The sequence below is a fragment of the Pseudomonas sp. PDM32 genome (assembly GCF_019219225.1).
GTDB lineage: Bacteria > Pseudomonadota > Gammaproteobacteria > Pseudomonadales > Pseudomonadaceae > Aquipseudomonas > Aquipseudomonas laurylsulfatiphila.
On the sequence record NZ_JAHUWE010000003.1, the window covers coordinates 296,184 to 320,403 of the forward strand.

22 protein-coding genes are annotated in these 24,220 nt (G+C 61.7%); 15 read left to right on the plus strand and 7 right to left on the minus strand.

All coding sequences use genetic code 11. The features are described from left to right. Positions 1 to 68 precede the first annotated feature (68 nt). Positions 69 to 1,091, minus strand: coding sequence for a protease SohB (sohB, locus tag KW846_RS07775; protein ID WP_218481848.1), 1,023 nt, complete (start codon positions 1,089 to 1,091; stop codon positions 69 to 71). A 201-nt stretch (positions 1,092 to 1,292) separates the two neighbouring features. Here sohB and KW846_RS07780 point away from each other — a divergent pair, with 201 nt between their 5' ends. Both KW846_RS07780 and KW846_RS07785 read left to right on the plus strand, forming a co-directional pair. After that, positions 1,293 to 2,003: a histidine phosphatase family protein gene (locus KW846_RS07780; RefSeq protein ID WP_007976509.1), complete on the plus strand. Its 711-nt coding sequence runs from the start codon at positions 1,293 to 1,295 to the stop codon at positions 2,001 to 2,003. Positions 2,004 to 2,067: 64 nt separating this feature from the next. Continuing rightward, complete coding sequence (locus KW846_RS07785) at positions 2,068 to 2,382, plus strand: SCP2 sterol-binding domain-containing protein (protein ID WP_007987439.1); 315 nt, start codon at positions 2,068 to 2,070, stop codon at positions 2,380 to 2,382. 81 nt (positions 2,383 to 2,463) lie between these two features. On the opposite strand, the gene KW846_RS07790 is transcribed toward KW846_RS07785, so the two are convergent. Further along, positions 2,464 to 3,060 (minus strand): hypothetical protein, encoded by a 597-nt coding sequence (locus KW846_RS07790; RefSeq protein WP_218481849.1) that lies wholly within the window; start codon positions 3,058 to 3,060, stop codon positions 2,464 to 2,466. 186 nt (positions 3,061 to 3,246) lie between these two features. Here KW846_RS07790 and KW846_RS07795 point away from each other — a divergent pair, with 186 nt between their 5' ends. The 3 genes from KW846_RS07795 (at position 3,247) to KW846_RS07805 (ending at position 6,438) form a co-directional block, all read left to right on the plus strand. Next, complete coding sequence (locus KW846_RS07795) at positions 3,247 to 4,110, plus strand: LysR family transcriptional regulator (protein ID WP_218481850.1); 864 nt, start codon at positions 3,247 to 3,249, stop codon at positions 4,108 to 4,110. Between the two features lie 106 nt (positions 4,111 to 4,216). Further along, positions 4,217 to 5,362: an SRPBCC family protein gene (locus KW846_RS07800; protein ID WP_218481851.1), complete on the plus strand. Its 1,146-nt coding sequence runs from the start codon at positions 4,217 to 4,219 to the stop codon at positions 5,360 to 5,362. Then, a complete protein-coding gene (locus tag KW846_RS07805) occupies positions 5,359 to 6,438 on the plus strand; it encodes an SMP-30/gluconolactonase/LRE family protein (protein ID WP_218481852.1) in 1,080 nt (359 codons plus the stop codon). Before KW846_RS07800 ends, KW846_RS07805 begins: the two co-directional genes overlap by 4 nt. Positions 6,439 to 6,713: 275 nt before the next feature. Here KW846_RS07805 and KW846_RS07810 read toward each other — a convergent pair whose 3' ends face one another. Continuing rightward, positions 6,714 to 6,947: a DUF465 domain-containing protein gene (locus KW846_RS07810; RefSeq protein ID WP_116580630.1), complete on the minus strand. Its 234-nt coding sequence runs from the start codon at positions 6,945 to 6,947 to the stop codon at positions 6,714 to 6,716. On the opposite strand from KW846_RS07810, the gene KW846_RS07815 reads away from it, so the two are divergent. Both KW846_RS07815 and KW846_RS07820 read left to right on the plus strand, forming a co-directional pair. Beyond that, positions 6,946 to 7,122 (plus strand): hypothetical protein, encoded by a 177-nt coding sequence (locus tag KW846_RS07815; RefSeq protein WP_165824763.1) that lies wholly within the window; start codon positions 6,946 to 6,948, stop codon positions 7,120 to 7,122. The genes KW846_RS07810 and KW846_RS07815 overlap by 2 nt on opposite strands. A 43-nt stretch (positions 7,123 to 7,165) precedes the next feature. Then, positions 7,166 to 7,687 (plus strand): DUF4142 domain-containing protein, encoded by a 522-nt coding sequence (locus KW846_RS07820; RefSeq protein WP_218481853.1) that lies wholly within the window; start codon positions 7,166 to 7,168, stop codon positions 7,685 to 7,687. Positions 7,688 to 7,862: 175 nt separating this feature from the next. On the opposite strand, the gene KW846_RS07825 is transcribed toward KW846_RS07820, so the two are convergent. Both KW846_RS07825 and KW846_RS07830 read right to left on the minus strand, forming a co-directional pair. Beyond that, a complete protein-coding gene (locus KW846_RS07825) occupies positions 7,863 to 9,974 on the minus strand; it encodes a PAS domain-containing sensor histidine kinase (protein ID WP_218481854.1) in 2,112 nt (703 codons plus the stop codon). A 279-nt stretch (positions 9,975 to 10,253) separates the two neighbouring features. Further along, positions 10,254 to 10,943, minus strand: coding sequence for a GntR family transcriptional regulator (locus tag KW846_RS07830; RefSeq protein WP_007973313.1), 690 nt, complete (start codon positions 10,941 to 10,943; stop codon positions 10,254 to 10,256). Positions 10,944 to 11,083: 140 nt separating this feature from the next. Between KW846_RS07830 and KW846_RS07835 the strand changes: the two genes are divergently transcribed. The 8 genes from KW846_RS07835 (at position 11,084) to KW846_RS07870 (ending at position 19,724) form a co-directional block, all read left to right on the plus strand. Continuing rightward, positions 11,084 to 12,169 carry an ABC transporter ATP-binding protein gene (locus tag KW846_RS07835; RefSeq protein ID WP_104448379.1) on the plus strand — a complete coding sequence of 362 codons (1,086 nt, stop codon included), beginning with the start codon at positions 11,084 to 11,086 and terminating at the stop codon, positions 12,167 to 12,169. Between the two features lies 1 nt (position 12,170). Further along, positions 12,171 to 13,088 carry an ABC transporter permease gene (locus tag KW846_RS07840; protein ID WP_007973317.1) on the plus strand — a complete coding sequence of 306 codons (918 nt, stop codon included), beginning with the start codon at positions 12,171 to 12,173 and terminating at the stop codon, positions 13,086 to 13,088. Beyond that, positions 13,085 to 13,873, plus strand: coding sequence for an ABC transporter permease (locus tag KW846_RS07845; RefSeq protein ID WP_007995935.1), 789 nt, complete (start codon positions 13,085 to 13,087; stop codon positions 13,871 to 13,873). The genes KW846_RS07840 and KW846_RS07845 overlap by 4 nt, the downstream gene beginning before the upstream one ends. A 16-nt stretch (positions 13,874 to 13,889) precedes the next feature. Further along, a complete protein-coding gene (locus tag KW846_RS07850; RefSeq protein WP_102674048.1) occupies positions 13,890 to 14,972 on the plus strand; it encodes an extracellular solute-binding protein in 1,083 nt (360 codons plus the stop codon). Positions 14,973 to 15,094: 122 nt separating this feature from the next. Further along, positions 15,095 to 16,291, plus strand: a complete 1,197-nt coding sequence (locus KW846_RS07855; RefSeq protein ID WP_218481855.1) for an amidohydrolase family protein — start codon at positions 15,095 to 15,097, stop codon at positions 16,289 to 16,291. Further along, positions 16,288 to 17,775 carry an amidohydrolase family protein gene (locus KW846_RS07860; protein ID WP_218481856.1) on the plus strand — a complete coding sequence of 496 codons (1,488 nt, stop codon included), beginning with the start codon at positions 16,288 to 16,290 and terminating at the stop codon, positions 17,773 to 17,775. Before KW846_RS07855 ends, KW846_RS07860 begins: the two co-directional genes overlap by 4 nt. A 12-nt stretch (positions 17,776 to 17,787) precedes the next feature. Further along, complete coding sequence (locus KW846_RS07865; RefSeq protein WP_007973324.1) at positions 17,788 to 18,450, plus strand: flavin reductase family protein; 663 nt, start codon at positions 17,788 to 17,790, stop codon at positions 18,448 to 18,450. A 317-nt stretch (positions 18,451 to 18,767) separates the two neighbouring features. Beyond that, positions 18,768 to 19,724 (plus strand): alpha/beta fold hydrolase, encoded by a 957-nt coding sequence (locus KW846_RS07870; RefSeq protein WP_218481857.1) that lies wholly within the window; start codon positions 18,768 to 18,770, stop codon positions 19,722 to 19,724. Position 19,725: 1 nt separating this feature from the next. Here the strand turns inward: KW846_RS07870 and KW846_RS07875 are convergent, their stop codons facing one another. Both KW846_RS07875 and KW846_RS07880 read right to left on the minus strand, forming a co-directional pair. Beyond that, a complete protein-coding gene (locus tag KW846_RS07875) occupies positions 19,726 to 22,824 on the minus strand; it encodes an error-prone DNA polymerase (protein WP_218481858.1) in 3,099 nt (1,032 codons plus the stop codon). After that, positions 22,800 to 24,215: a DNA polymerase Y family protein gene (locus KW846_RS07880; protein ID WP_218481859.1), complete on the minus strand. Its 1,416-nt coding sequence runs from the start codon at positions 24,213 to 24,215 to the stop codon at positions 22,800 to 22,802. The genes KW846_RS07875 and KW846_RS07880 overlap by 25 nt, the downstream gene beginning before the upstream one ends. Positions 24,216 to 24,220 lie beyond the last annotated feature (5 nt).

Genomic DNA, 24,220 nt, shown 5'->3' on the forward strand with positions numbered 1-24,220 from the left:
CCGAACCAATGCCCCCCCCAACCGGGGCAAATGCCCCTGCTGGATGTTTTGCAATATTTTCTGGCCCGTTACCAGAAACGTTGCTGGGTCAAACGGCTCCACCAACTCAACAGCACACGATCGACCGAGCCGGTGGCGGCCATGCCGATGCGCTCCGGCAGGCTTTTGCGTTCGGCGTAATGCAAGTGATAGAGCTCGGACTTGCTGGCGCGCTCGGCGAGGTATTCATCGCTGGTCTTGAGCTCGTCGACCAGGTGCTTGTCCAGCGCCGCGACGCCCAGCCAGATTTCGCCGGTGGCCACTTCATCGATCGCCAGCTGCGGGCGGTAGCGCGACACGAAGTTCTTGAACAGTTGATGGGTGATGTCCAGGTCTTGCTGGAACTTCTCCCGGCCTTTCTCGGTGTTTTCGCCAAACACGGTCAAGGTACGTTTGTATTCACCGGCGGTCAGCACTTCGAAGTCGATGTCGTGCTTTTTCAGCAGGCGATTGACGTTGGGCAACTGCGCCACCACGCCAATCGAGCCGAGGATCGCGAACGGTGCGCTGATGATTTTCTGGCCGATGCACGCCATCATGTAGCCACCACTGGCCGCGACCTTGTCGATGCACACGGTCAGGGGCACGCCGGCTTCGCGGATACGCGCCAGTTGCGAGGAGGCCAGGCCGTAGCTGTGAACCATGCCGCCGCCGCTTTCCAGGCGCAGGACCACTTCGTCCTTGGGTGTGGCGAGGGTCAGCAAGGCCGTGATTTCGTGGCGCAGGCTCTCGGTGGCCGAAGCCTTGATATCGCCGTTGAAATCGAGCACGAACACCCGGGGTTTGACCTCGGTTTTTTTCTTCTGCTTCTTGTCGGTCTTGGCCTGGGTCTTGCGCAAGGCCTTGAGCTGGTCCTTGTCGAGCAAGGTTTGCTCCAGGCGTTCGCGCAGCCCTTTGTAGAAATCATTGAGCTTGCTGACCTGCAACTGGCCGGACGACTTGCGCCGCCCCTTGCTGCGCAGGGCCGCAAAACTGGCCAGGACCACCAAAATGGCGATCACCAGGGTCACGGTCTTGGCCAGAAAAATGGCGTACTCGGAAAAAAACTCCACGGGGACTCCTCAAACGATGCGCGGCTTGAACGCGCGCGGGATACCTCCAGCATACCCATGCGCCGACCTTGCGACCAGCCGTGAAACCTCTGGCAACGGGCCTGTAACAAGCATTTCAAACAAGCGTATGTTTTTTCATTGACAGCTCACCGTCATCCTCATAACCTCGCCAAACCTTCAACGTACCGGGATGACGCGGACGTGGGCAGTATCTATTTGATTCGACATGGCCAGGCCTCCTTCGGTGCAGACGACTACGACGTCCTGTCGCCGACCGGCATCCGTCAGGCGGAAATCCTTGGCCGGCACCTGGCCGAACTCGGGATCAGCTTCGACCGCTGCCTGGCAGGGGATCTGCGCCGCCAGCAGCACACGGCCAACAGCGCGCTGGAGCAGTTCGCCGCGGTGGGTCTGCCGGTGCCGCTGCTGGAAACCGACTCCGCCTTCAACGAATTCGATGCCGACGCGGTGATCCGCGCGCTATTGCCGGCCATGTTGCCGGACGAACCCGAAGCGCTGAACATCTTGCGCAACGCCGCGCAAAACCGTGGCGAGTTCCAGCGCATCTTCGCCCTGATCATCGAACGCTGGCTCGCCGGTACCTACGACACACCGGGCCTGGAAAGCTGGCTGGGGTTTGTCGAGCGGGTGCGGGCCGGCTTGCATCGGATCCTCGACCAGGCCGACAACACCCAGAAAATCGCCGTGTTCACCTCCGGCGGCACCATCACCGCCCTGCTCCACCTGATTACGCAAATCCCTGCCCGGCAGGCCTTTGAATTGAACTGGCAAATCGTCAACACCTCGCTCAACCAGCTGAAGTTTCGTGGTCGCGAGGTGTCGCTGGCTTCCTTCAACAGTCATGCGCACCTGCAACTGTTGAAGGCCCCGGAACTCATCACGTTTCGCTGAGTCCGGACTATTGTGACCCTGGCTGTAATCACCCAGCTCTTATTACCCAAGAAAGGATCGAACCATGACCTCCGTAGCAGACGCCGTACAAGCAATGAAAGCCAAGTTCAACCCAGCCGCTGCTGCCGGTCTGGACCTGGTCTTCGGTTTCCGCATCGACGACACCAAGAACTTCTCGCTGATCGTCAAAGACCAGACTTGCGAGCTGCAGGAAGGCGAGAACCCGGACGCCCAGGTGACTCTGGTGATGGACGGCGAAACCCTGGAAGGCATCGTCAGCGGCGAAACCGACGGCATGCAAGCGTTCATGGGCGGCAAACTGCGCGCTGAAGGCGACATGATGCTGGCCATGAAACTGTCCGAGCTGTTCCCGTCCTAAGCACCTGGCTCCCGATCTTCGGGAGCGTGCAAGGCTGCAATCGAATCCCGCCCCTCGTGGCGGGATTCGTCGTTTCAAGGCTCAACGAGTACCGGCGTCATCCATTTCTTCGAAGACTTTGATGTACCCTTCGTGCTCTTCGTTTGTGTTGTCCACTTCCACCACTTCACCGTCAAAAGCAAGGTTGCCATCGTCTCCATCAAGCTGAACACCGATGACAAACCGGCGATAGCTCACCTGAAGATAAAGGTTGTAAATATCCGACGGTTTGTCCGGGGCGCTGAAGACGCTGTAGTCGTAACGCACACGCCGGGTCAGTACTGGCCAGGCATTCCAGACGGGACTGGTGTTTACTTCGGGCTGAACATCCTCCAACGCCTCAATGGCTGCCTGGATCAGAAACTCGTTGTCCTTGGCCTTGAAAACAAAGGGCTTGCTGCGAGTCATGATGTAGGGATTCACCTTGCCATCGAGTTCCTGAGGCACGTACATGCCACTGCGGAACCATTTCGTGGCATCGAACATGGGCCCGCTCGCCCCTGTCGCGCGACTCGTCATCATGATGGTGTCAGGCAGGTTGCTGGCTGAGATAGCGCGCACAGGAGTCCCGGCCAGGCCGACGGCTATCAGCACCGCGATCAAGAGGCCTTTTGGGTTACTGTCATTAAGAAATAACACTGGGTAGCTGTCCTTGTCTGTCGGATCGAGCGGGGGAATCTACCCGATCTATCACGGAGTTAAAACTGACTGCCGGAGAATGTGTCGTCCGTGCACTGGCAGGGCAATCATGGAAGCGACCTGGCTTGAGTATCCGAAGGGAGTGAGTGAACTTACAATGCCCGAACTCCCCACACAGGCCGCCCCATGGACATCGACCTCGCCCGCACTTTCCTCGAAATCGTCCGCCATGGCAGCCTGGCTGCCGCCGCGCAAAAGCTCTATGTCACCCAGACCGCGATCACCGCACGGGTGCAGAAGCTCGAGAGCCAACTGGGCAGTACCCTGTTCGTGCGCAACCGTGCCGGTGCTCGCCTGACGCCCAACGGTGAAGCGTTCGTGGTGTACGCCAATCAACTGGTGCAAACCTGGGAAGCCGCACGGCGTGATCTGCCATTGCCCGAGGGTTATCGCGATGTGCTGCACATCGGTGGCGAGGTGAGCCTGTGCAACCCGCTGATGCTCGGCTGGGCCGGCGCAATCCGCAAGCACATCCCCAGCCACGCCCTGCGCATGGAAATCCATGACGGCGAAAACCTCCTGCGTCAACTGGAGTTGGGCGTTCTGGATGCTGCGCTGGTGTATCAGCCCGAGTATTGGCCGCGTTTGCAGGTCGAGCAGGTGCTCGAAGAAAAACTGATTCTCGTGCGCCTGGCCGACAGGCCCGATCCTTATGTGTACATCGATTGGGGCGCCGAATTCCGGCGCCAGCACGATGCCGCCCTGCCGGAAAAAGCCAAGGCTGCGCTGAGTTTCAATCTTGGTCCATTGGGCTTGCAGTACCTTCTCGAAAACGGCGGCAGTGGTTACTTCCGCACCCGTGTCGTGCAGAGCTATCTCGATAGCGGCGCCCTGGAACGGGTGCCCAAGGCTCCGGAATTCAGCTACCCGACCTATCTGGTCTACTCCCGCGATCGTGACTCGCCGACGCTGCAACGCGCCTTCGACCTGCTGCGCGAGGTGATTGATTCCGACGAAGACTGGTCGCAACGCTGGGACCCGCTGACGTGAGACCGGTTTGCACCGGATCATGGCCGTTGTGTCCTCAAGGTTCACCCCGCCAAAACAGCGGAATCGACTAATCTGCAGGAGATAACAATAACCACAGGTGATTGCAGTGAGGCAGACCACCGAAGGATTCCGCAGCCGTTACCGCGCCGCCATTCATCCGCTCTACAACCCTTGGCTGCACGGCGCTTTTGTCCTGTTGTTCGGGGCGCTGGCAATCTGCGCTTTCTGGAGCAACGTGCATCAGGTACAGCCGGCGCAATGGCTTGCGGTACCCGTCACGCTGCTAGCGTTCAACCTCGGCGTGTACGTGGTGCATCGCCACCTGGGGCATCATAAAAAGCGCTTCGCCCGGCTGTTTTATGCCCGTCACGCCGGCGACCACCACAGTTTTTTCACCCCTGGCCACATGACCTACGACAGCGCCCGCGACTGGCGGGTGATCCTGTTTCCGGCCTGGCTGATCGTACTGCACACCCTCGCCGTGGCCCTGCCCATCTGGTGGCTGCTCAAGCACTTCGATAGCAACGTCGCCGGACTGGTCGGCGGCGCTCTTGTCCTCGGCTACCTGGCTTATGAAGTGTTTCATGCCTGTGAACATCTGCCGTCGCACAATCCGCTCACACGGCTGCCGTGGATCCGCCAGATGCGCCGGCTGCACGAACTGCACCACCGCCGCGAACGGATGCAGGAGCGCAATTTCAACATCGTTTTCCCGCTGATGGACTACCTGTTCGGCACCCTCTATTGGGAGCCGGAACCTGCGCCGCTCAACCCGACGAGAACGCCCATGACCCGCATGCAGCATCAGATTGTCATTGCCGGACACCCGATCGATGTATTGGCCTACGCCAGCACCGTGACCCTTTGGCCGCAATGGCACCCGTCGTCGCTGCATATCGACGGGCCAAAAGGTCCATTGCAGGCCGGCACACGTTTCGAGGAAGACATCCGTGCCGGCGGCCGTGAAGGACACTTGAGCTGGGAGGTGGCGCACTACCTGCCCGGCCAGCGCTGGAGCGCACGTGCCCAGGGTGACCATGGCCTGTCGCTGGTGGTGACTTACGAATGCCAAGCCGAGGGCCAGGACACACGTTTCGTCCGCACCCTGGAATACCGATTCAGCGGTCTGGCGATGCGGATTGCCAACCGCTTGTTGCTCAAGCGGCGAATCGACCGGGAATCGGCAGCGTCGATGCAAGCATTGCGCGAGATGGCGCAGAAATACCTGGTGGCAACCGGAGTCAACGCGTGAGCAGAATCCTCAAATGCCTGCTGCTGGTCCTTGTCGTCATCGGCGCCTTCCTGCTGCTGATGCCGACCAAGGTGCGACCGGTGGCCTGGACGCCACAACCCGCGCCATCCCTCTCCAGCGGCATCTACGCCGACAATCAGCGCCTAAAAGGCATGGAGCGCGTCGGTGCCGCCGACATCGACGGGCCGGAAGCCCTGCTGCTGGAAAACGACACGCTCATCACCGGCCTGCACGACGGGCGCCTGATCCGCACCAGCCTGGATGGCATGACCACCAAAGTCCTGGCCGACACCGGTGGCCGGCCACTGGGCCTGGCCCGGCATCCCAATGGTCTGCTGGTGATCGCCGATGCCGTCAAAGGTTTGTTGTCTCTCGACGCCCAGGGTCGACTGGTGGCCTTGACCACAGAGGCTGGCGGCGTTCCCTTCGGATTTACCGATGATGTGGTCATCGACAAACCCGGTCACTACGCTTATTTCAGCGACGCTTCGAGCCGCTTCGGTTATGGCCACGACGGAGAGGCCGTGCTCGAACACGGTGGTGACGGTCGATTGCTGCGCTACGACTTCCAGACCGGCAAAACGTCGGTTGTGCTGGACAAGCTGGAGTTTGCCAACGGCGTGGCCCTGGGACCGGACGACGCCTACGTGCTGGTCAATGAAACCGGCGCCTACCGCATCAGCCGCTATTGGCTCAGCGGCCCCAAGGCCGGCACCCAGGACCTGTTCATCGACAACCTGCCGGGCCTGCCGGACAACCTGTCGTTCAATGGTCACGACCGGTTCTGGGTAGCGCTGTATGCCCCCCGAAACGCCCTGCTCGATGGCACGGCTGCGCATCCGTTCGTACGCAAGATGATCGTGCGAGCCATGACTGTCCTGCCCAAACCCGTGGAAAAGCGCGGGTTTGCCCTGGGCCTGGACCTTGAAGGCAAGGTGATCGCCAACCTGCAGGACGGCAGCAGCGACAACTACTCACCGATCACCACGGTGCGCGAGTATGGGGACTGGTTGTATTTCGGTTCACTGAAGGCGCAGAACATGGCGCGGCTGCCTTTGAGCAAGGCGTTGCAATGAGCAGTGCACCTGTCTGAACTCACCTTAAATCCCCTGTGGGAGCGGGCTTGCTCGCGAAGGCATAGTGTCAGTCGATATAAATGTTGAATGACACACCGCATTCGCGAGCAAGCCCGCTCCCACAGGGGACAGCGTTCAGTTCACTGGGGTATTCGGGCTGGGTCATGAGGCACCTCGTTGAGAGCCGTAATATCGGTCTCTGAGCATTCGAGGTGCCGGTTCTGGTGGCCGTTCCAACTTTCCAGTCACCGATCGTCGGTGGCAGGCACGCTGGATCAGGACCGCAACTGGAGTTGTTTGACGATCTTGTCCTTGACCTCCAAGCGCTTCGCCTTGAGCTTCGTCACCGCATCATCGCTGGATTTGGCTTGCTCCGCTTTCACCACATCGGCATCAGCCTGGGAATACTTGTTGATCAGTGAATCCAGTAACGGATCCTTGGTGCGTTTCTGCTGGATTTCTTCCTTTGTGCAACTCAGATCCTGAAAAAGGTCATGGGGCACCGGCATGGAACACCTCCGTTTGTTAATCGGTAGCAAACGCCGACTGATTGCGTTCACCAACTATCAGAATGGCCTCGGTTGGCCCATTCTGTCGACCACCTGTCAGACCAGCGGTGCCCGTTCGTCGTCCTGTCGCAAATGCGATAAAACCTTTGTCTGCGCCGTCGCCTCCACCGGTTAACGATCACTCGATCACCTTTGGAAACCTGTGTGGAGAATCACCAATGGACAGACTCAACGTGCGTCACCTGGCCCTGGTTATCGCTATGAGCAGCTGCATGGGCAGTGCCCTGGCTGCCACGTCCAATGACTTTGTCGACAAAGCGGCCGCCGGCGGCATCGCCGAAGTCGAGACCAGCCGGCTGGCCCTGGAAAAAAGTGCATCGGCCGACATCAAGAAATTCGCCAAGATGATGATTACCGATCATTCCAAGGCCAACCATGACCTGGCCGCCCTGGCGAAAAAATTCGACATCGAAGTGCCGGACAGCACGACGCTGACCAAGCAAGCCAAGGAAAAAATTCTCGACATGCGCGACGAATCCTTCGACGCGGCCTATGCCGACAACCAGGTCAAGGCCCATGAAGAAACCATCGACCTGTTCAAGAAGGAAGCCAATACGGTGACGGACGACCGGGTCAAAGGCGCCACCGAGCTCAAGGGCTTTGCGCAAGAAATGCTGCCGACGCTGGAAAAACACCTGAAAATGGCGAAAAAACTCCAGGCCGCCCATCCGAGCAAATAACTGCGTCATCCATGGTACTGATGGAAGAGTGTTTCCCTGTAGGAGCTGCCGCAGGCTGCGATCTTTTGATTTTGATTTTTGACAATGTCGAAGGGGGCGCAAGATCAAGATCAAAAGATCGCAGCCTTCGGCAGCTCCTACAGGCCGAGCGTTAGCTCGCCCACAGGGACTTGTGTCAGCCGCCAAGAACTGTCCGCACCATTTGCGTCAACGCTTCAGGACTGTAGGGTTTGCTGAGCAAATGGGTATCCGGACTAAGCTGGTGATTGCGCGAGATGATGTCGCGGGTATGCCCCGAAGTGAACAGCACCGCCACCGGCGGTTCCTGCACCTTCGCCCAGGCCGCCAGGTCCGAACTCTTGATCAGGCCGGGCATGACCACGTCGGTGAATATCAGGTCCACCGTCACCCCATCCAGCAACATTTGCATGGCGACGTCTGCGTTGGCGGCCGTGAGGACTTGATAACCCTCCTCGCCCAACAACTCCACCGCCGACACTCTCACGGCCTCATTGTCCTCGACCACCAGGATGCGTTCGTGCCCGCCCCGTTGCGGCATATCGGGCCCCGGCCTTTCACTGGATACCGCGCGCAGGGTACGCGGAAAGTACAACTGCACCCGGGTCCCCCGCCCCACGTCACTGGCGATTTCGATATGACCGCCACTCTGCTTGACGAAGCCGAACACCATGCTCAAGCCCAAGCCGGTGCCCTGCCCGTCGGCCTTGGTGGTGAAGAACGGCTCGAACGCCTGGGCCAGCACCTGCGGCGGCATGCCGACGCCGGTATCGCTCACGGACACCCGCACATAGTCCCCCGGGGCAATGCCCCTACCGACGCAAAACTTGCTATCGAGGACGATGTTTTCCGCGCACAGGTCAATCCTGCCCTCGCCTTGAAGGGCGTCACGGGCATTGATCGCCAGATTGAGAATGGCGTTTTCCAGTTGGTTGCGATCAACAAACACATTCCACGAATCCTCGGGTGCCGTCATGTGAACCTGAAGGGTTTCACCCAGGGCACGCAGCAACAACTCCGCCAGGCCATCGAAAATCTGCCGCAATGTGAAGACCGCGGGCGACAAGGGTTGGCGGCGGGCGAACGCCAGCAATTGCGAGGACAGCTTGGCACCGCGCTCGACGGCGGCAATCGACGCCGAGACCCGGCGCTGCACATTGGCGTTACCCCGCTCATGGCGCGCCAGCAAATGCAGGTTGCCGGCGATCACTTGCAACAGGTTATTAAAGTCATGGGCCACACCGCCCGTGAGGCCGCCGATGGCTTCCAGCTTCTGTGACTGGCGCAATTGATCTTCCGCCGCCAGCCGCGCTTCGACCTCATCGGCCACCCGCTGCTCCAGGTTGCGGGTGAACTTGAGCAAGGACTCTTCGGCGGTCTTGCGTTCGTGGATGTCGATCAGCACGCCGGGGAAACGAAACGCCTCGCCCTGTTCATTGAACTCGCAACAGCCACTGGCGAGTACCCAGAGGTAACTGCCGTCGGGGCGCTGGATCCGGTATTCGACGTTGTAGGGCTCGCCCGTCTCCACCGACAACGTGACGCGTTCCCGGACCCAGTTGCGGTCATCCGGATGGATGCGGCTTTCTGCGGTTTCCTGGGACAGGTTTTCCAGGTCTTGCCCGGGGGGATAGGAAAACGTGCGGGCAAAACGCTCATCGCCCGACAGCACGTTGGCCTTGATGTCCCAGACAAAGGAGCCGAGCAATGCACCGGCGTTCAGCGCCAGGCGCACCCGTTCGTTGTCGGCGCGGTAGGCGTCTTCAGCCGCCTGTCGCCGTTGTTCGGAGATCACCCGTTCCGTGGTTTCCACCACCATGGCCATGACCCCGGCCGGGCGTCCGTCATCGTCGGCTACCGGGCTGTAGTAGAGGTCCATCCAGACATCTTCCGGAACCCCGTCGCGCAGCAGCACCAGTTCTTTGTTGCGAAAGGACAAGGTGCCGCCCGCCAGGCAGGTGTCGACCACATGGCGATTGAATTCGGCGACCTCTGGCCAACCCAGTTCCACGGCGGAGCCGAGCAGGTACGGATGACGCCCACCGGCAAACTTGGAATAAGCGTCGTTGTAGATCATGTACCCGGACTGGCCCCAGAGCATCACCATTGGCAGCGGCGAGGCGAGCATCAGCTGCACCGCGCTGGTCAGGCTCCTGGACCATGAGTCGAGCGGGCCCAGTTCGGTCCGGCTCCAGTCGAACGCACGAATGCGCCCGGCCATTTCGCCGCTCCACCCGGCACATCCGTGGCTATCCGCTAGAAACTGCATCGGCTGGCTCTATCCCGGTAAATGGCACCCGTTTGTTTCGAGCATTCCGGGCGCGATTCGTTTCATAGAGGTATAGCTGATTATCACTGGCATTTTTTTGGCCGAAGAGAACCTTGTGGCGAGGGGGCTTGCCCCCGTTCGGCGGCGAAGCCGGCGTAAAGCCAGTGAATACGGTGTACCTGTGGGACCGAGTTTTCAGATTTGGGGCCGCTTCGCGGCCCAACGGGGGCAAGCCCCCTCGCCACAAGATCCGTTCATGAACAGTACCGGCGTAAAACGCTACACCTCAATCAGGTGCTTGAGCGGGTTGTAACTGCTTTTCAGGGTCGCCGCGACATCGAGAATCGCCTTCTCGATGCCATTCAAGTGCATGCAGGTCAGCTCGATGGCCGCGCTCTGGTTGCCCGCTTCGATGTACTCGATCAACCGCAGGTGTTCATCGTCGCGACAGGCTTCGTGGCTGTCGTCATCGAGCGCAGCGGCATACAGCGAGGCCCGGGAAATCAGCTTCTGGAACCAGTCGAGCAATACCGGGTTGTTCAGGCTGCGGGCCAGTTTGATGTGGAACTCGCCGAGCAGGTGAATCAGCCGTTCGTGATCGCCGCTTTGATGCGCTTCATCTTCCAGCAGCAGGTGATCGCGCAGGTCCTGGGTCACCGCCGTATCACGGCGACGGCACAGTTCACTGACGATACCGATCTCGACCAGACGCCGGGTTTCGAACAGCGAGCGGATCTCCTCGTCACTGGGCAATGACACCGATGCCCCCTTATTGGGCTCGGTGGTGACCAAGCCATCGGCCTCCAACTGCTTGAGCGCGGCCCGCACAGACGTACGGCTTACGTTGAACAGCTCGGCCAGCGAGGCTTCGCCCAGCTTCATCCCCGGACGCAACGAACGCTTGCTGATCGCCTCGTAAACCCCTTGGTAGACGCGGTCGACCGTGGTTTCCAGTTTCTTTTCCGTCATTCATCAACTCCTTGCGCCCTGTGCAAACAACCCTGGCGAATGATCAGCCTTTGAAAAAGGGGCTTGCACGAGCAGATTAATCCGGGTATTTCTAAATTGCATCCAGATTTTGCATACAATAATTAGAGGAATGCACCATTATGGGTCATCCAGTTGCAATTGAAGTGCGAAACGTCTCAAAGCGATATTCCGACGACCCCGGGCTGGCGCCAGCCCTGGACAATGTTTCTGTCGACATCGCCGACAACGAATTCTTCACCCTGCTCGGCCCCTCGGGCTGTGGCAAGACCACCCTGCTGCGCACCATTGCCGGCTTCGAGCACGTCAGCGACGGTGAGATCCGCCTCGCAGGCGAGCCGGTCAATGACTTGCCGCCGTTCAAGCGTCGGGTCAACACGGTGTTCCAGAGTTACGCGCTGTTTCCGCACATGAGTGTTGCGCAGAATATCGCCTTCGGCCTCGAGATGCAGGGCCTTGATCGCAAACTGATCCCGCAGCGGGTCGAGGAAATGCTCGCGCTGGTGCAAATGCAGCACCTGGCCAAACGCAAACCGGCCGAACTGTCCGGCGGCCAACAGCAACGGGTGGCTCTGGCCCGGGCCCTGGCGCCGAAACCGAAAGTGCTGTTGCTCGACGAGCCGCTGTCGGCGCTCGACCTCAAGCTGCGCAAGGAAATGCAGGTCGAACTCAAGCGCGTGCAAAAAGAGGCCGGGATCACCTTCATTTTCGTCACCCACGATCAGGAAGAAGCGCTGACTCTGTCCGATCGCATCGCCGTGATGTCCGCCGGCAAGATCCTGCAAATCGGCACGCCCAACGAGATCTACGAGCGTCCGCAGCACCAGTTCGTCGCGCAATTCATCGGCGACATCAACTTCCTCCCCGGGCACCTCAAGCGCGGCCAACAGAACGAAAAGCTCTTCGTGCCCAACGGCATGCCCGTGGAAATCCCCTGCCCGGCCCAGGGCTTTGACGGCAGCAAAGTGCAACTGGCGTTCCGTCCCGAGCGTTCGCAACTGGTCGAACCGTCGCAGCCCCATCACCTGCGCGGCGTGATCGAGGCCGTGCTGTACGTCGGCACGGCCACGCTCTATCAGTGCCGCTTGAACAACGACATCAAGGTCATGTTGCGCGAGAACAACGAAGGCCTGAGCCACGGGCGGGTGGTGGGCGATCGCGTCGCGGTCAACCTGCCGCCCCACGCCTGCCTGTTGATGGAGGCCTGAGATGAGCGTCAGCAGCACTTCCCCGGCCCTCAACCGCGCGCTGTTGCTCAGCCCGGTCGTCCTGACCCTGCTGGCCCTGATCGCCATTCCGCTGGGCATCATGGGCTACATCAGCCTGTTGCCGCGCAACGTCTATGGCGGCGTCGACTGGCAGGCCAACTGGCAATTGCAAAGTTATGTGCAGCTGTTCTTCCAGGAAGGTTTCGACGGCGAGCTGGAACTGAACTGGGTCTACGCCCAGGCGTTGTTGCGCTCGGTGTTCCAGGCCGGGGGCACCACGGTCCTGTGCTTCCTGTTCGGCTTCCCGGTGGCGTTGTGGATGTCGAGCCTGACGCCGCGCCGACGCAACCTGATGGTGTTGCTGATCACCATCCCGTTCTGGACCAACCTGCTGATTCGCAACTATGCCTGGCTGATCATCCTGCGCGAACACGGCTGGGTCGCCCAGAGCCTCAACGCGCTGTTCCCCCAGGCCGGCGGCATCACCCTGCTCTACAACGACTTCGCGGTCAGCGTCGGCCTGGTCTACAGCTTCCTGCCGTTCATGATCCTGCCGATCTACTCGACCCTGGAGAAACTCGACTGGCGCCTGGTGGAAGCCGCCTACGACCTGGGCGCCAATCGCTGGCATGCGTTGCGGCGGATCATTTTGCCGCTGTCGATGCCGGGGGTGATTGCCGGTGCCTTGCTGGTGTTCGTGCCGAGCCTGGGTGCCTTCATTACCCCGGCGATCCTCGGTGGTGGCAAGACGCTGATGATCGGCAACCTGATCCAGCAGCAGTTCGGCACCGCGCGCAACTGGCCGCTGGGCAGTTCGCTGTCGTTCCTGCTGCTGGGGATCATGTTGCTGTCCCTGGTGCTCTACGCCCTCTATAGCCGCAACGCCGCCAAGACCCAACGCCCAGGAGCCCAAGCATGATTGCCCTGCACCTGAAGAAGCTGCCGCTGACCCGTGAAGTCAGCCTGTTGATGTTGGCCTATCTGTACCTGCCGATTTTCGTGCTGATCGCCTACAGCTTTAACGCCAACCGTTCGGCGACGGTGTGGACCGAGTTCTCGTTCGCCTGGTACGGACGCATCCTGGCGAACCCGTCGATCCAGACCGCGGCATTGAACTCGATCATCGTCGCCAGCATCGCGACGGTCTGCGCCACGGCGATTGCCCTGCTCGCGGCGCTGGCGACGTACCGGCCGTTCTACGGACAGAAAATGGTCGAAGGCGGGATCAACCTGCCGCTGATCCTGCCGGAAATCGTCACAGCCGTGGCCACCCTGCTGCTGTTCATGGCGCTAGGAATCAAGCTCGGCCTGCTGACGGTGATCGTCGCCCACATCGGCTTTTGCATCCCCTTTGCCTATCTGCCGATCCGTGCGCGGCTCAATGACCTGGACAAGAGCCTGCTGGAAGCGGCGAACGACCTGTACGCCAACCCCTGGCAGGTGTTTCGTCGGGTGACCTTGCCGCTGCTGTGGCCGGCGGTGCTGTCCGGTTCGGTGCTGGCGTTCGTGGTCAGCCTCGACGATTTCATCATGACCTTCTTCGTCGCAGGTCCCGGTTCGACCACCTTGCCGGTGTACATCTTCTCGGCGATCAAGGCCGGCGTGACGCCGGAGATCAATGCGATTTCGACCCTGATGCTGGTGATATCCATCGTGCTGGTAGTGCTGGCCTTCTGGCTGGGACAGCGCGGCAAACAACAATGAGCCTGGAGACTTCTTTATGAGCAAGAAAGTGAAAAGCCCCCGTTTTGCTGCTGCCAGTTTCGCCGTTGCCGGTCTGGCCTTGAGTTGCTTCACCGCGTTCGCTGCGTCCAGCGCCCAGGCTGCCGAGCCCAAGGAGCTGTTCTTCTACAACTGGACCGATTACTACCCGGTCGACCTGCTGGCCAAGTTCGAAAAGGAGACCGGCATCAAGGTCACCATGGACGGCTACGACAGCAACGAAACCCTGCTGGCAAAACTGCAGGCCGGCGGCGCGGCGTACGACGTGATCGTGCCGTCGCAATCGATCATGCGCACCCTGATCAACCAGGACCTGCTGCTGGAAATCGACGCCTCGGCCCTGCCCAACTTCCAGTACGTCAAGCCGGCGTTCCGCGACCCGAGCTTCGACCCGGGCCGCAAGTTCTCGGCACCGTACCTGTGGGGCACCACCGGGTTCTCCTATGACAGCGCCCGGGTGCCCGGCGGCAAGCTCGACGACTCGTGGAAAGAGTTCTTCGAGCCGCGCAAGGAGCTGCAAGGCCAGCTCGCCGCCCTCGACACCTCCAGCAGCGTGATCAACGCCGCCAGCCACTACCTGAATGTCGACGAGTGCAGCGAAAACCCGCAGGACGCCAAGCGCATCCTCGAACTGCTGCAAAAACAGAAACCCTTCCTGAAGATGTATAGCTCCGACAACACCGTCGACCGCATGGCCTCCGGTGAAGTGATCATGATGCAGAACTGGAACGGCTCCACTGCCCGCGCCACCCTGCAGAAGAGCACCATCAAGTACGTGTACCCGAAGGAAGGACTGGCGATGTTCCAGGACAATTTCGCCGTGCCGAAGAGCGCGCCACACCCCGGCAACGCGAAGATTTTCATCGACTGGATGATGAAACCGGAAAACGCCGCCGCCGTGTCCAACGCCATCGCCTACGCCAACGGCATCCAGAGCGACAAGCTGATCGACGCCAAATGGCGGGTGATGGATGCCATCAACATGCCCGACGAATTCGCCTCGCGCCTGCGTCCGGAAAAGGAATGCAGCAACAAGGCGCGGGAGCTGCAGGACCGCATTTGGGCGAAGCTCAAGGGCTGATCCGAAACCGAGTCGCCGCCTTCGCGAGCAAGCCCGCTCCCACATTTGAAATGCATTCCCCTGTGGGAGCGGGCTTGCTCGCGAAGAGGCCGGCCCTGACAACATACAACTTGAGGTTTGCAATGAATCAACCCCGCTGGCTACGCAACGTGCGCCCCTACGGCTCCCCCGCCGAAGACCTGCTGATCGAAAACGGCCGGTTCACCCAACACCGTCCGGCTTCGAACGAGGCCCTGTCCGCCACCGACATCGACGGCCAGAACCAGTTGCTCACCCCCGCCCTGGTGGAAAGCCACGTCCACCTGGACAAAACCCTCTGGGGCCAGCCCTGGCGCCCCAACAGCGCCGGCCCGACCCTCAAGGACTACATCGCCAACGAACGACGCATCCTGCGTGAAGTCACCACACCGATTGCGCAACGGGCCGGGGCCCTGCTGGAAAACTGCATCGCCCGCGGCTCGCTGACCATGCGTTGCCACGTCGACATCGACCCGGAGTTCGGCCTGCGGCATGTCGAGGCCATGCAGCAACTGCGCGAACAATACCGCGACCTGATCGACCTGCAACTGGTGGTGTTCCCGCAAACCGGGCTGATCAGCCGCCCCGGCACCGCCGAACTGATGCGCGAAGCCATGGCCCTGGGCGTGGAGAACGTCGGTGGCCTGGACCCGTGCGGCATCGACAACGACCCGATTGCCCAACTGGATTTCGTCTTCAAGCTGGCCAGCGAATTTGACCGTGGCGTCGACATTCACCTGCACGACAAGGGCGAGCTGGGCCTGTGGCAGATCGCGCTCATTGCCGACTACACCGAGCGCTTCGGCCGCCAAGGCCGGGTGATGATCAGCCATGCCTACTGTCTCGGCATGCTGCCATGGAGCCAGGTCAAACCGGTGGCCGAGCGCCTGGCGACACTGGGTATTTCGCTGATGAGTTCGGCCCCGGCCGATTGCGCAGTGCCACCGTTCCTGGCCCTGCGCGAAACCGGCGTAAATGTATGTTTGGGCTCGGACGGCATTCGTGATGCCTGGTCGCCCATGGGCAACGGCGACATGCTGGAGCGGGCGATGCTACTGGCGTTCCGCTTCGATTTGAACAAGGACGAAGAACTGGCGGCGGCGTTCGAGGCGGCGACCTTCAACGGTGCCCTGGCGCTGGGTTGCGCAGCCAATCGCCTGGAGATCGGCCAGCCGGCGGACTTCCTGCTGATGCCCGTGCAAACGCTGGGTGAAGCGGTGGTTTCGCGACCGCCGCGGCAAGTCTATCGCGCGGGTCGTTTGATCGCTGAGGGCGGTCGTTTGCTGGAAAGCCGTCTGTGAAGCGCATCGGCTTGCGGGCCAGTTGCGTGGTCGGCTTCGACGGCACGCAGCATGTGCTGTGGCGCGACGGCGAAGTGGTGTTCGAAGGCTCGCGCATCGAGTTTGTCGGGCGCGGTTATCCGGGCCCGGTGGATCAGTGGATCGATTACGGCAACGCGCTGATCGGCCCCGGCTTCATCGATCTGGATGCCCTTGGCGATCTCGACTCCACAGTACTGACCCTGGACAACGGCGACGAGCGTGACATGGGCCGGATGTGGTCGGCGCAGTATCTGGCGCGCGGATCGCGGGAAAGTTACAGCCCCGAAGAAGAAGTCTTCAAATACCGCTACGCCTTCACGCAACTGATCCGCAACGGCATCACCACGGCCATGCCGATCACCTCGATGTATTACCGCGAGTGGGCCGAGACCTACGACGAGTTTGCGGCGGTCGCCGGCGTGGCGGCCGAGTTGGGACTGCGCACTTACCTGGGGCCCTGCTACATGAGCGGCATGAGTTACTGGCGCGCCGATGGCAGCCTGGCGCACCACTGGGACGAAGCCCGGGGCATGGCCGGCCTCGATGCCGCCGAACGGTTTTTCCGGGATTTCGACGGTGCGAACAACGGCCTGATTCGTGGTGCACTGTTGCCCGATCGCATCCAGACCTGCACCCCGGCGCTGCTGCAACGCACCGCCGCGATGAGCCGGGAACTGAACGCACCGATGCGTTTGCACTGCTGCCAGGGCCTCGGTGAAGTGGCGATGGTCGAGCAACTGCGCGGCACCTCGCCGCTGGGTTGGTTGCAGCAGCTTGGGCTACTGACTCCACGCAGCCTGCTGCCCCACGGTATCTACACCCAGGGTGATGACGACCTGCAACGTGTGGTGGATGGCGGCGCGAGCCTGGTGCATTGCCCCGTGGTGTTTGCCCGGGACGGCGAGGCCTTGAACTCGTTTGGCCGCTATCGCGCCAAGGGCGTCAACTTCGCCCTCGGTACCGACACCTGGCCGGCGGACTTGCTCGACAACATGCGCCAGGGCCTGAACATCGCCCGACTGATGGAGGGCGGCAACTCACTGACCAGCACGCTGGATATGTACAACGCTGCGACCCTTGGCGGCGCCAAAGCACTGGAACGTGATGATCTCGGACGACTGGCGCCAGGCTGCAAGGCCGACATCAGCGTGTTCAATCTGAGCGGAATGCACCTGGGGCCTTTGTTCGACCCACTGAAAAATCTTGTACTGGCCGGTCGCGGCGACGACTGCATCGCCAGCTACATCGATGGCCGCTGCGTGATGCAGGACGGCCAGGTCGAGGGCGTCGACTACCCCGCCCTGCAACGCCAGGCCCAACGTCAATTCGAAAAACTGATGCGCAGCCACAGCGACCGGGCCTTCGGCCAACCGGACTGGAAAAGCCTGTTCCAGCCGGCCATCCCGTTCGCCGACGACTACAGCGCACAGACGCCACTGAGCGCGATCGAGCCTCTCCTTTAGGGAATTCTGCCTATGCAAAGCTTTGACTTCAGCACACTGAGCCCACGGGACAAATACAAGATTCTGATCGGCAGCGTCGTGCCACGACCGATTGCCCTGGTCACCACCGTCGACGGCGAAGGCCGGATCAACGCGGCGCCGTTCAGCTTTTTCAATGCGCTGTCGGCCGATCCGCCGATCCTCGCCCTTGGCGTGGAAAACTACGGCGACCAAAGCCCCAAGGACACCACCCGCAATATCCAGCTCAACCAGGAGTTCACCGTGAACATCGTCAGTGACGCGCTGGTGGAGGCCATGAACGTCTGTGCCGTGCCCTTCGCCCCCGGCTTCGACGAACTGACCGCCGCTGGCCTCACCGCCATCCCCGGCACCACGGTCAAATGCCCGCGCATCGGCGAAGCCCCGGTGGCGCTGGAGTGCCGGCGGATGATGGCGCTGTCCATCGGTCAATCCCGGGAGATCATCTTTGGTGAAGTGCTGATGGCGCATGTGCGTGACGAACTGATCGACCCGAAAACCCTGTACATCGATCAGTTGGGGCTCGATGCGATCGGACGCATGGGCGGGCATGGCTATGCGCGCACGCGGGATTACTTCGATTTGCCGACGCGCTCGTTGCAGGCGTGGACGGATGCCCCGGGCGGTGGCGAGCGGTTTTGGCCACTGGCCAAATAATCTCTGTAGGTTCACACCTTCCATGTAGGAGCTGCCGAAGGCTCGGGCCGCGTTCGGACGATCTTTTGATCTTGCTTCTGGCGGCTTCAAGACCGCTGAAGATCAAAAGATCGTCCGAACGCGGCCCGAGCCTTCGGCAGCTCCTACAAAGGTTGCGGTGGGTCATGGCAGGCCAAGAACCCGCCTGATTGCCTGCATCGGCATCTGAAATTCGAGGTCGCACATTTTTCAGGTGCCAGCATTGCCGCCGTACCCCATCCCCCTTACAAATCCTCCCTCTTGCTTCTCAGCTCACCCGTCATCAGGATCTCAAAGACATGGATGCCCTTCGCCATCAGACACGATGCCAGCGACTCACCCGCTTGCTCAGCGCAATAGTCGCCGCTACCACGCTCGCAGTCCTGGGCGCCGCCCAGGCAACTCCCCGGACAGACTTCCCCTTGAAGACCAGGTCGATCCTGGCAGGTGACACGACCTGGTCGTACTACGAGGGCGCAAAAAACGGTCCGGTACTCTTGCTTGTACATGGTTTTTCTTCAAACAAGGAGGTCTGGCGCACGCTGGGCGAGGACCTCAGCGCACGCTTTCATGTGATCATTCCCGACCTTCCCGGCTGGGGTGAGTCAACGCGCCTTGCAGGTGAAAATTACGACATTGATGCACAAGCCGCACGGCTCAATGATTTTCTGCTTGCGCTCGACCTGCGTGAAATCAATCTGGTCGGCCACTCCATGGGGGGTGCCATTGCCGGAGTGTTCGCCGCCCAGAGGCCGGAGCGCATTGCGCGCCTGGTGCTGATCAGCCCGCTGGGATTGAGCTTTGTCGAAAACGATTTCATCCGGGCGTTGAATGCCGGTGACAACCCGTTTATCTACGATGACCGTGCTGGCGTCGAACGCACTGCCCGATTGGTCTATCTCGATCCTCCCGAAATGTCTGATCAGGAGGTGGAGAGTGCGATTGCAAACAATCGGCGCCAGCGCAGCTTTATCGAGTCCTCCCTGGCGCAGATCCGTCCACCGTCCCAATGGCTCGCGCTGGACCCTCGGCTGGCGCAGCTCACCATGCCGGTACTTGGCATCGGCTGCCGCGAAGATAAGGTGATCGATATCTCCGCCCTGGAGACCCTGCAAAACGGTCTGCCCGATGATCGTGGCGGGCAGGCTGTCACCCTTGAAGGTTGCAACCACTTGCCCATGATCGAACGCCCTGTGGCAACAGGGCAGCTACTCACCGACTTTGCTGCCGACACTCAACGCCCTGAAGCCCTGTGACTCAATGAAAGTCCCGGCTACGCACAGTGATGCCATCGAGCAACGCACTCAGGTCACTCAAGCGTCCGGCGATCAGATGCCGGACCTCGCCCTCCTTCTCCCAGCGCCCATCGACCTTGAGCAGCTGCGAGCCGACCAGCACCTGGCGTTGGCGCTCGGCCAGGTCGCGCCATACCACCACGTTGACGTTGCCGAACTCATCCTCGAGGGTGACAAAGGTCACGCCGCTGGCGGTGGCCGGGCGTTGCCGGCCGGTGACCAGCCCGGCGACGCTGACCGGCCGACCGTGCTCGACGTCCAGTAGTTCTTTCGAACTGCGGCAGCGTCGCGCCTTCAACTCACCCCGCAACAGGGCCAGCGGATGCGGCCCGAGGGTGGTGCCGACACTGGCGTAATCGGCTTGCAGGTCCTCACCCACGGTAGGTTTGGGCAGCGCCACCGCTTCCTCCTCCTGGCTCGGCAGGCCGGCAAACAACCCCAGCTGCTTTTGCACCCCAGCCACTTCCCAGCGCGCCCGGTGGCGATCGCCGGTCAGGCCACGCAACGCGCCGGCATCGGCCAGTTGCTCCTGGGCGCGGGCATCGAGCCGCGCCCGCCCACCGAGGTCGGCGATGTCGGCGAACGCGCCTTGCGAGCGGGCCGCTTCGATGCGTCGGGCATCGTCCTCGCGAAAGCCCTTGATCATGCGTAGCCCCAAGCGAAGCGCCGGTTGCGCACCGCTGATCGGCTCCAGGCTGCAGTCCCAGTCACTGGCGCGCACGTCCACCGGGCGAACCTGCAAATGATGACGCCGAACGTCCTGCAGAATCTGGTCCGGGCTGTAGAACCCCATGGGCCAGCTGTTGATCAGCGCACAGGCGAAGGCCGCCGGCTCGTGGCATTTCAACCAGCAACTGGCGTAAGTCAGCAAGGCAAAGCTGGCGGCGTGGGACTCGGGAAAACCGTAGCTGCCAAAGCCCTTGATCTGCTCGAAGATCTGCGCGGCGAACTCGGCGGTATAGCCGTTTTTCTTCATGCCGGCGGCCAGCCGCTCCTTGTGCGGTTCGAGTCCGCCATGGCGTTTCCAGGCGGCCATGGAGCGGCGTAGCTGATCGGCCTCGCCGGGGCTGTAGTCGGCGGCGACGATGGCGATCTGCATCACCTGTTCCTGAAACAGCGGCACGCCCAGGGTGCGCTTGAGCACCACTTCCAGTTCCGGCGACGGATACGCCTCCGGCTCTTCCTTGTTCCGTCGCCGCAGGTACGGGTGCACCATGCCGCCCTGGATCGGCCCTGGCCGAACGATGGCGACCTCGATCACCAGATCGTAAAACGTCTTGGGCCTGAGCCTCGGCAACATCGACATCTGCGCCCGGGACTCGATCTGGAACACGCCGATGGTGTCGGCCCGACCGATCATTTCGTAGGTGGCCGCATCCTCGGCCGGGATGGTCGCCAGGCTCAGGTCCAGGCCCCGGTGCCGGCGCAGCAGATCGAAACATCGACGAATCGCGCTGAGCATGCCCAGCGCCAGGATATCGACCTTGAGCAGGCCCACTGCGTCGAGGTCATCCTTGTCCCACTGGATGATGGTGCGCTCGGCCATGGCGGCGTTTTCCACCGGCACCAGACTGTCCAGCGGCTGCTCGGAAATCACGAAACCGCCGGGGTGCTGGGACAAATGCCGGGGGAAGCCGATCAACTGCCCCGTCAGGCTCAGCACCCGGTGCAGCACCGGGCTCTGCGGGTCAAAACCACCTTCGCGCAGGCGCTCGACGGGGGGCGTTTCATCGCTCCAGTGACCGCAGCAATCGGCCAGGGCGTTGATCTGGTCCGGCGGCAAACCCAAGGCCTTAGCCACATCCCGTACCGCACCGGCGGCGTGGTAAGTGCTGACCACCGCCGTCAGCGCGGCGCGGGCCCGGCCATAACGCTGGAACACATACTGCAAGACTTCTTCGCGGCGTTCATGTTCGAAATCGACGTCGATGTCCGGCGGTTCGTTACGTTCCCTGGACAGAAAGCGCTCGAACAGCAAGGTGGTGCGATCCGGATCGATTTCGGTGATCCCCAGGGCGAAGCACACTGCCGAGTTGGCGGCAGAACCACGACCCTGGCAAAGAATCTGTTGCTGGCGGGCAAAGCGGACGATGTCGTGGACCGTCAGGAAATAACTTTCATAGCCCAGTTCGGCGATCAGTTGCAGCTCTTTATCGATCTGCACCAACACTTCGTTTTTCGGCCCTTTTGGCCAGCGCCACTCGATGCCTTCCTCGGTCAAATGACGCAGCCACGAGGTGGCCGAGTGTCCTTGCGGCACCAGTTCGCGAGGGTATTGATAACGCAGCTGGCCGAGGTCGAAGGTGCAGCGCCGGGCAATGACCAGTGTTTGCGCCAGCAAGTCTGGCGGATAAAGCGCCTGCAGCACATCGAGACTGCGCAGATGGCGCTCGCCGTTGGGGTGCAGGCGCAACCCGGCATCGGCCACCGGCAGGTGGTGACGGATCGCGGTCATGGTGTCCTGCAAGGCCCGGCGCCCGCGTGCGTGCATGTGCACATCGCCACTGGCCACGGCTGGAATTCGCAGCTCCCGAGCCAGTGTGAGCAGATCGCTCAGGCGTTGCCCATCGTCCTGACCGCGATGCAACTGCACCGCCAGCCACAGGCGTTCACCGAAGACCTGCTTGAGCCAGTGGCCCTGTGCAAAGGCATCGACAGCGTCCGGCACCCACAACGCCAACAGCCCCGGCAACGGTTCGCCGAAGTCTTCGCGCAGCACCTGATACTGACCTTTCTGCGTACGGCGCCGGGCGCGGGTGATCAATCGGCACAGCGCCTGATAGCCCTCGAGGCTCTCCACCAGCAGCACCAGTTTCGGACCGTTCTCGATGCGTATTTCACTGCCGATGATCAGCGGCAACTCCACGGACTTCGCCGCTTGCCAGGCACGAACGATGCCCGCCAGGGTACATTCGTCGGTGATCGCCAGGGCTTGGTAACCCTGTTTTTTCGCGCGCTGGAACAGTTCGAGGGCACTGGAGGCACCGCGCTGGAAGCTGAAGTTCGACAGGCAGTGCAATTCGGCATAGTCGCGGCTCATGCGAACCAGCCCTGCAACCACAACGGGCCGTCCTCGTCGACCGCCCGGTAGGCCCAGCCCTGTTGGCCGGCACGGGTTTCGATCAGGTAATAGTCACGGCGTACGTCGTCACCGTCCCACCAGCCGGACTCGATACGCTCCGGCCCCATGAGGATGCGCGCCGAGCCCTGGTGCACGGCCAGCGGCTCGGTCAGCAGCCAGCCCGGCCGCTTCACGGCGCCCAGCGCTGCGCACGGCTGGCTGTCGGCACTGGCCTGCCACGCGCACTCGGGGCGATGATCGGCCTGGAAGCGCAAGCCATGCACCGCGTCATCCCCCAGCCGTGCCCGCAGGCGTTCGCGCAGTTGCTCCCAGGGCAAGGACTGCTGCGGGCGATCGTCGAACAGCTCCTGATGCTGGGGCACGAAGGTCGGCAAATCCTCGGCACACAGGCGAAAGCCGCGCACCGGCGCCTCGACCTGGACTTGCTCCAGCCGCCCCCGGGCCAGTTCGAAGAGCATCGCCGGATCACGCTCGGCGCTGAGCAGGCCGACCTTGATGAGCGTATCCGGCAACCCGGCGTGCTCCAGATGCAGGTCGAAACGCTGTACGCCGCTGTCGCGACCGCACAGGAACGCCGACAGGTCGCCCGTCAACCGGCGCAACGGAAACAGCAGGGCTTGATGGGACTGCACATCGAAATTGAGCTCGATACGCACATCGAAGCGGTCCGGCGGCAGGTAAAACGCCAGCGCCAGCCGCCGCGTGCCAAGCAACGCATCCAGATGCTTGAGCACCTGGGCCTCGAAACGCCGGGCCAGGCTATGTCGGGGCAACGCCTGCACCTGGCTCAAGGTGCGCAGGCCCATGCGCGACAAGGCCGTGGCAACCTGTGCTTCGAGGCCGATCCGGTCGACGGGCATCTGCCCCAGGTGATGCTGCAAGGCTTGATCATCCGGTACCACCAGGCCGTCATAGGCATTGGCCAGCACCCGCGCCGCCACCGGGTTGGGCGCGGCCACGATGCGGTGCCGAAACCCCAGTTCGCCGAGCTCACGGCGCAAAAGCGCTTCGAATTGCGGCCAGGCGCCAAACAGGCCAAGGCTGGATTCGATCTCGAACACCACGGCCCGGGGGTAATGCACGCTGACCTGGGAACTGAAGCGATAGGCCCAGGCGGCGAGAAACTGCTGCCAGCGCTCGATTTCACCGGCGTCGTATTCAGCCGTGGCAAACCCCTTGCTCAAGGCCTGTGCCGCGCTCATGGACTGGCCGGGACGCAAACCCAGCGCCCGCGCCGCAGCGTTGACGGCCTGCAGCACCCGGCGCTGGGCCGGCCCGGTCAGCAACGCCAGGGGTTCATCAGGATCGGCGCGCTGACGCAATGCCGCGTCCAGCGCCAATTGCGGGAAAACAATGCAGACCCAGCGCATGGCAA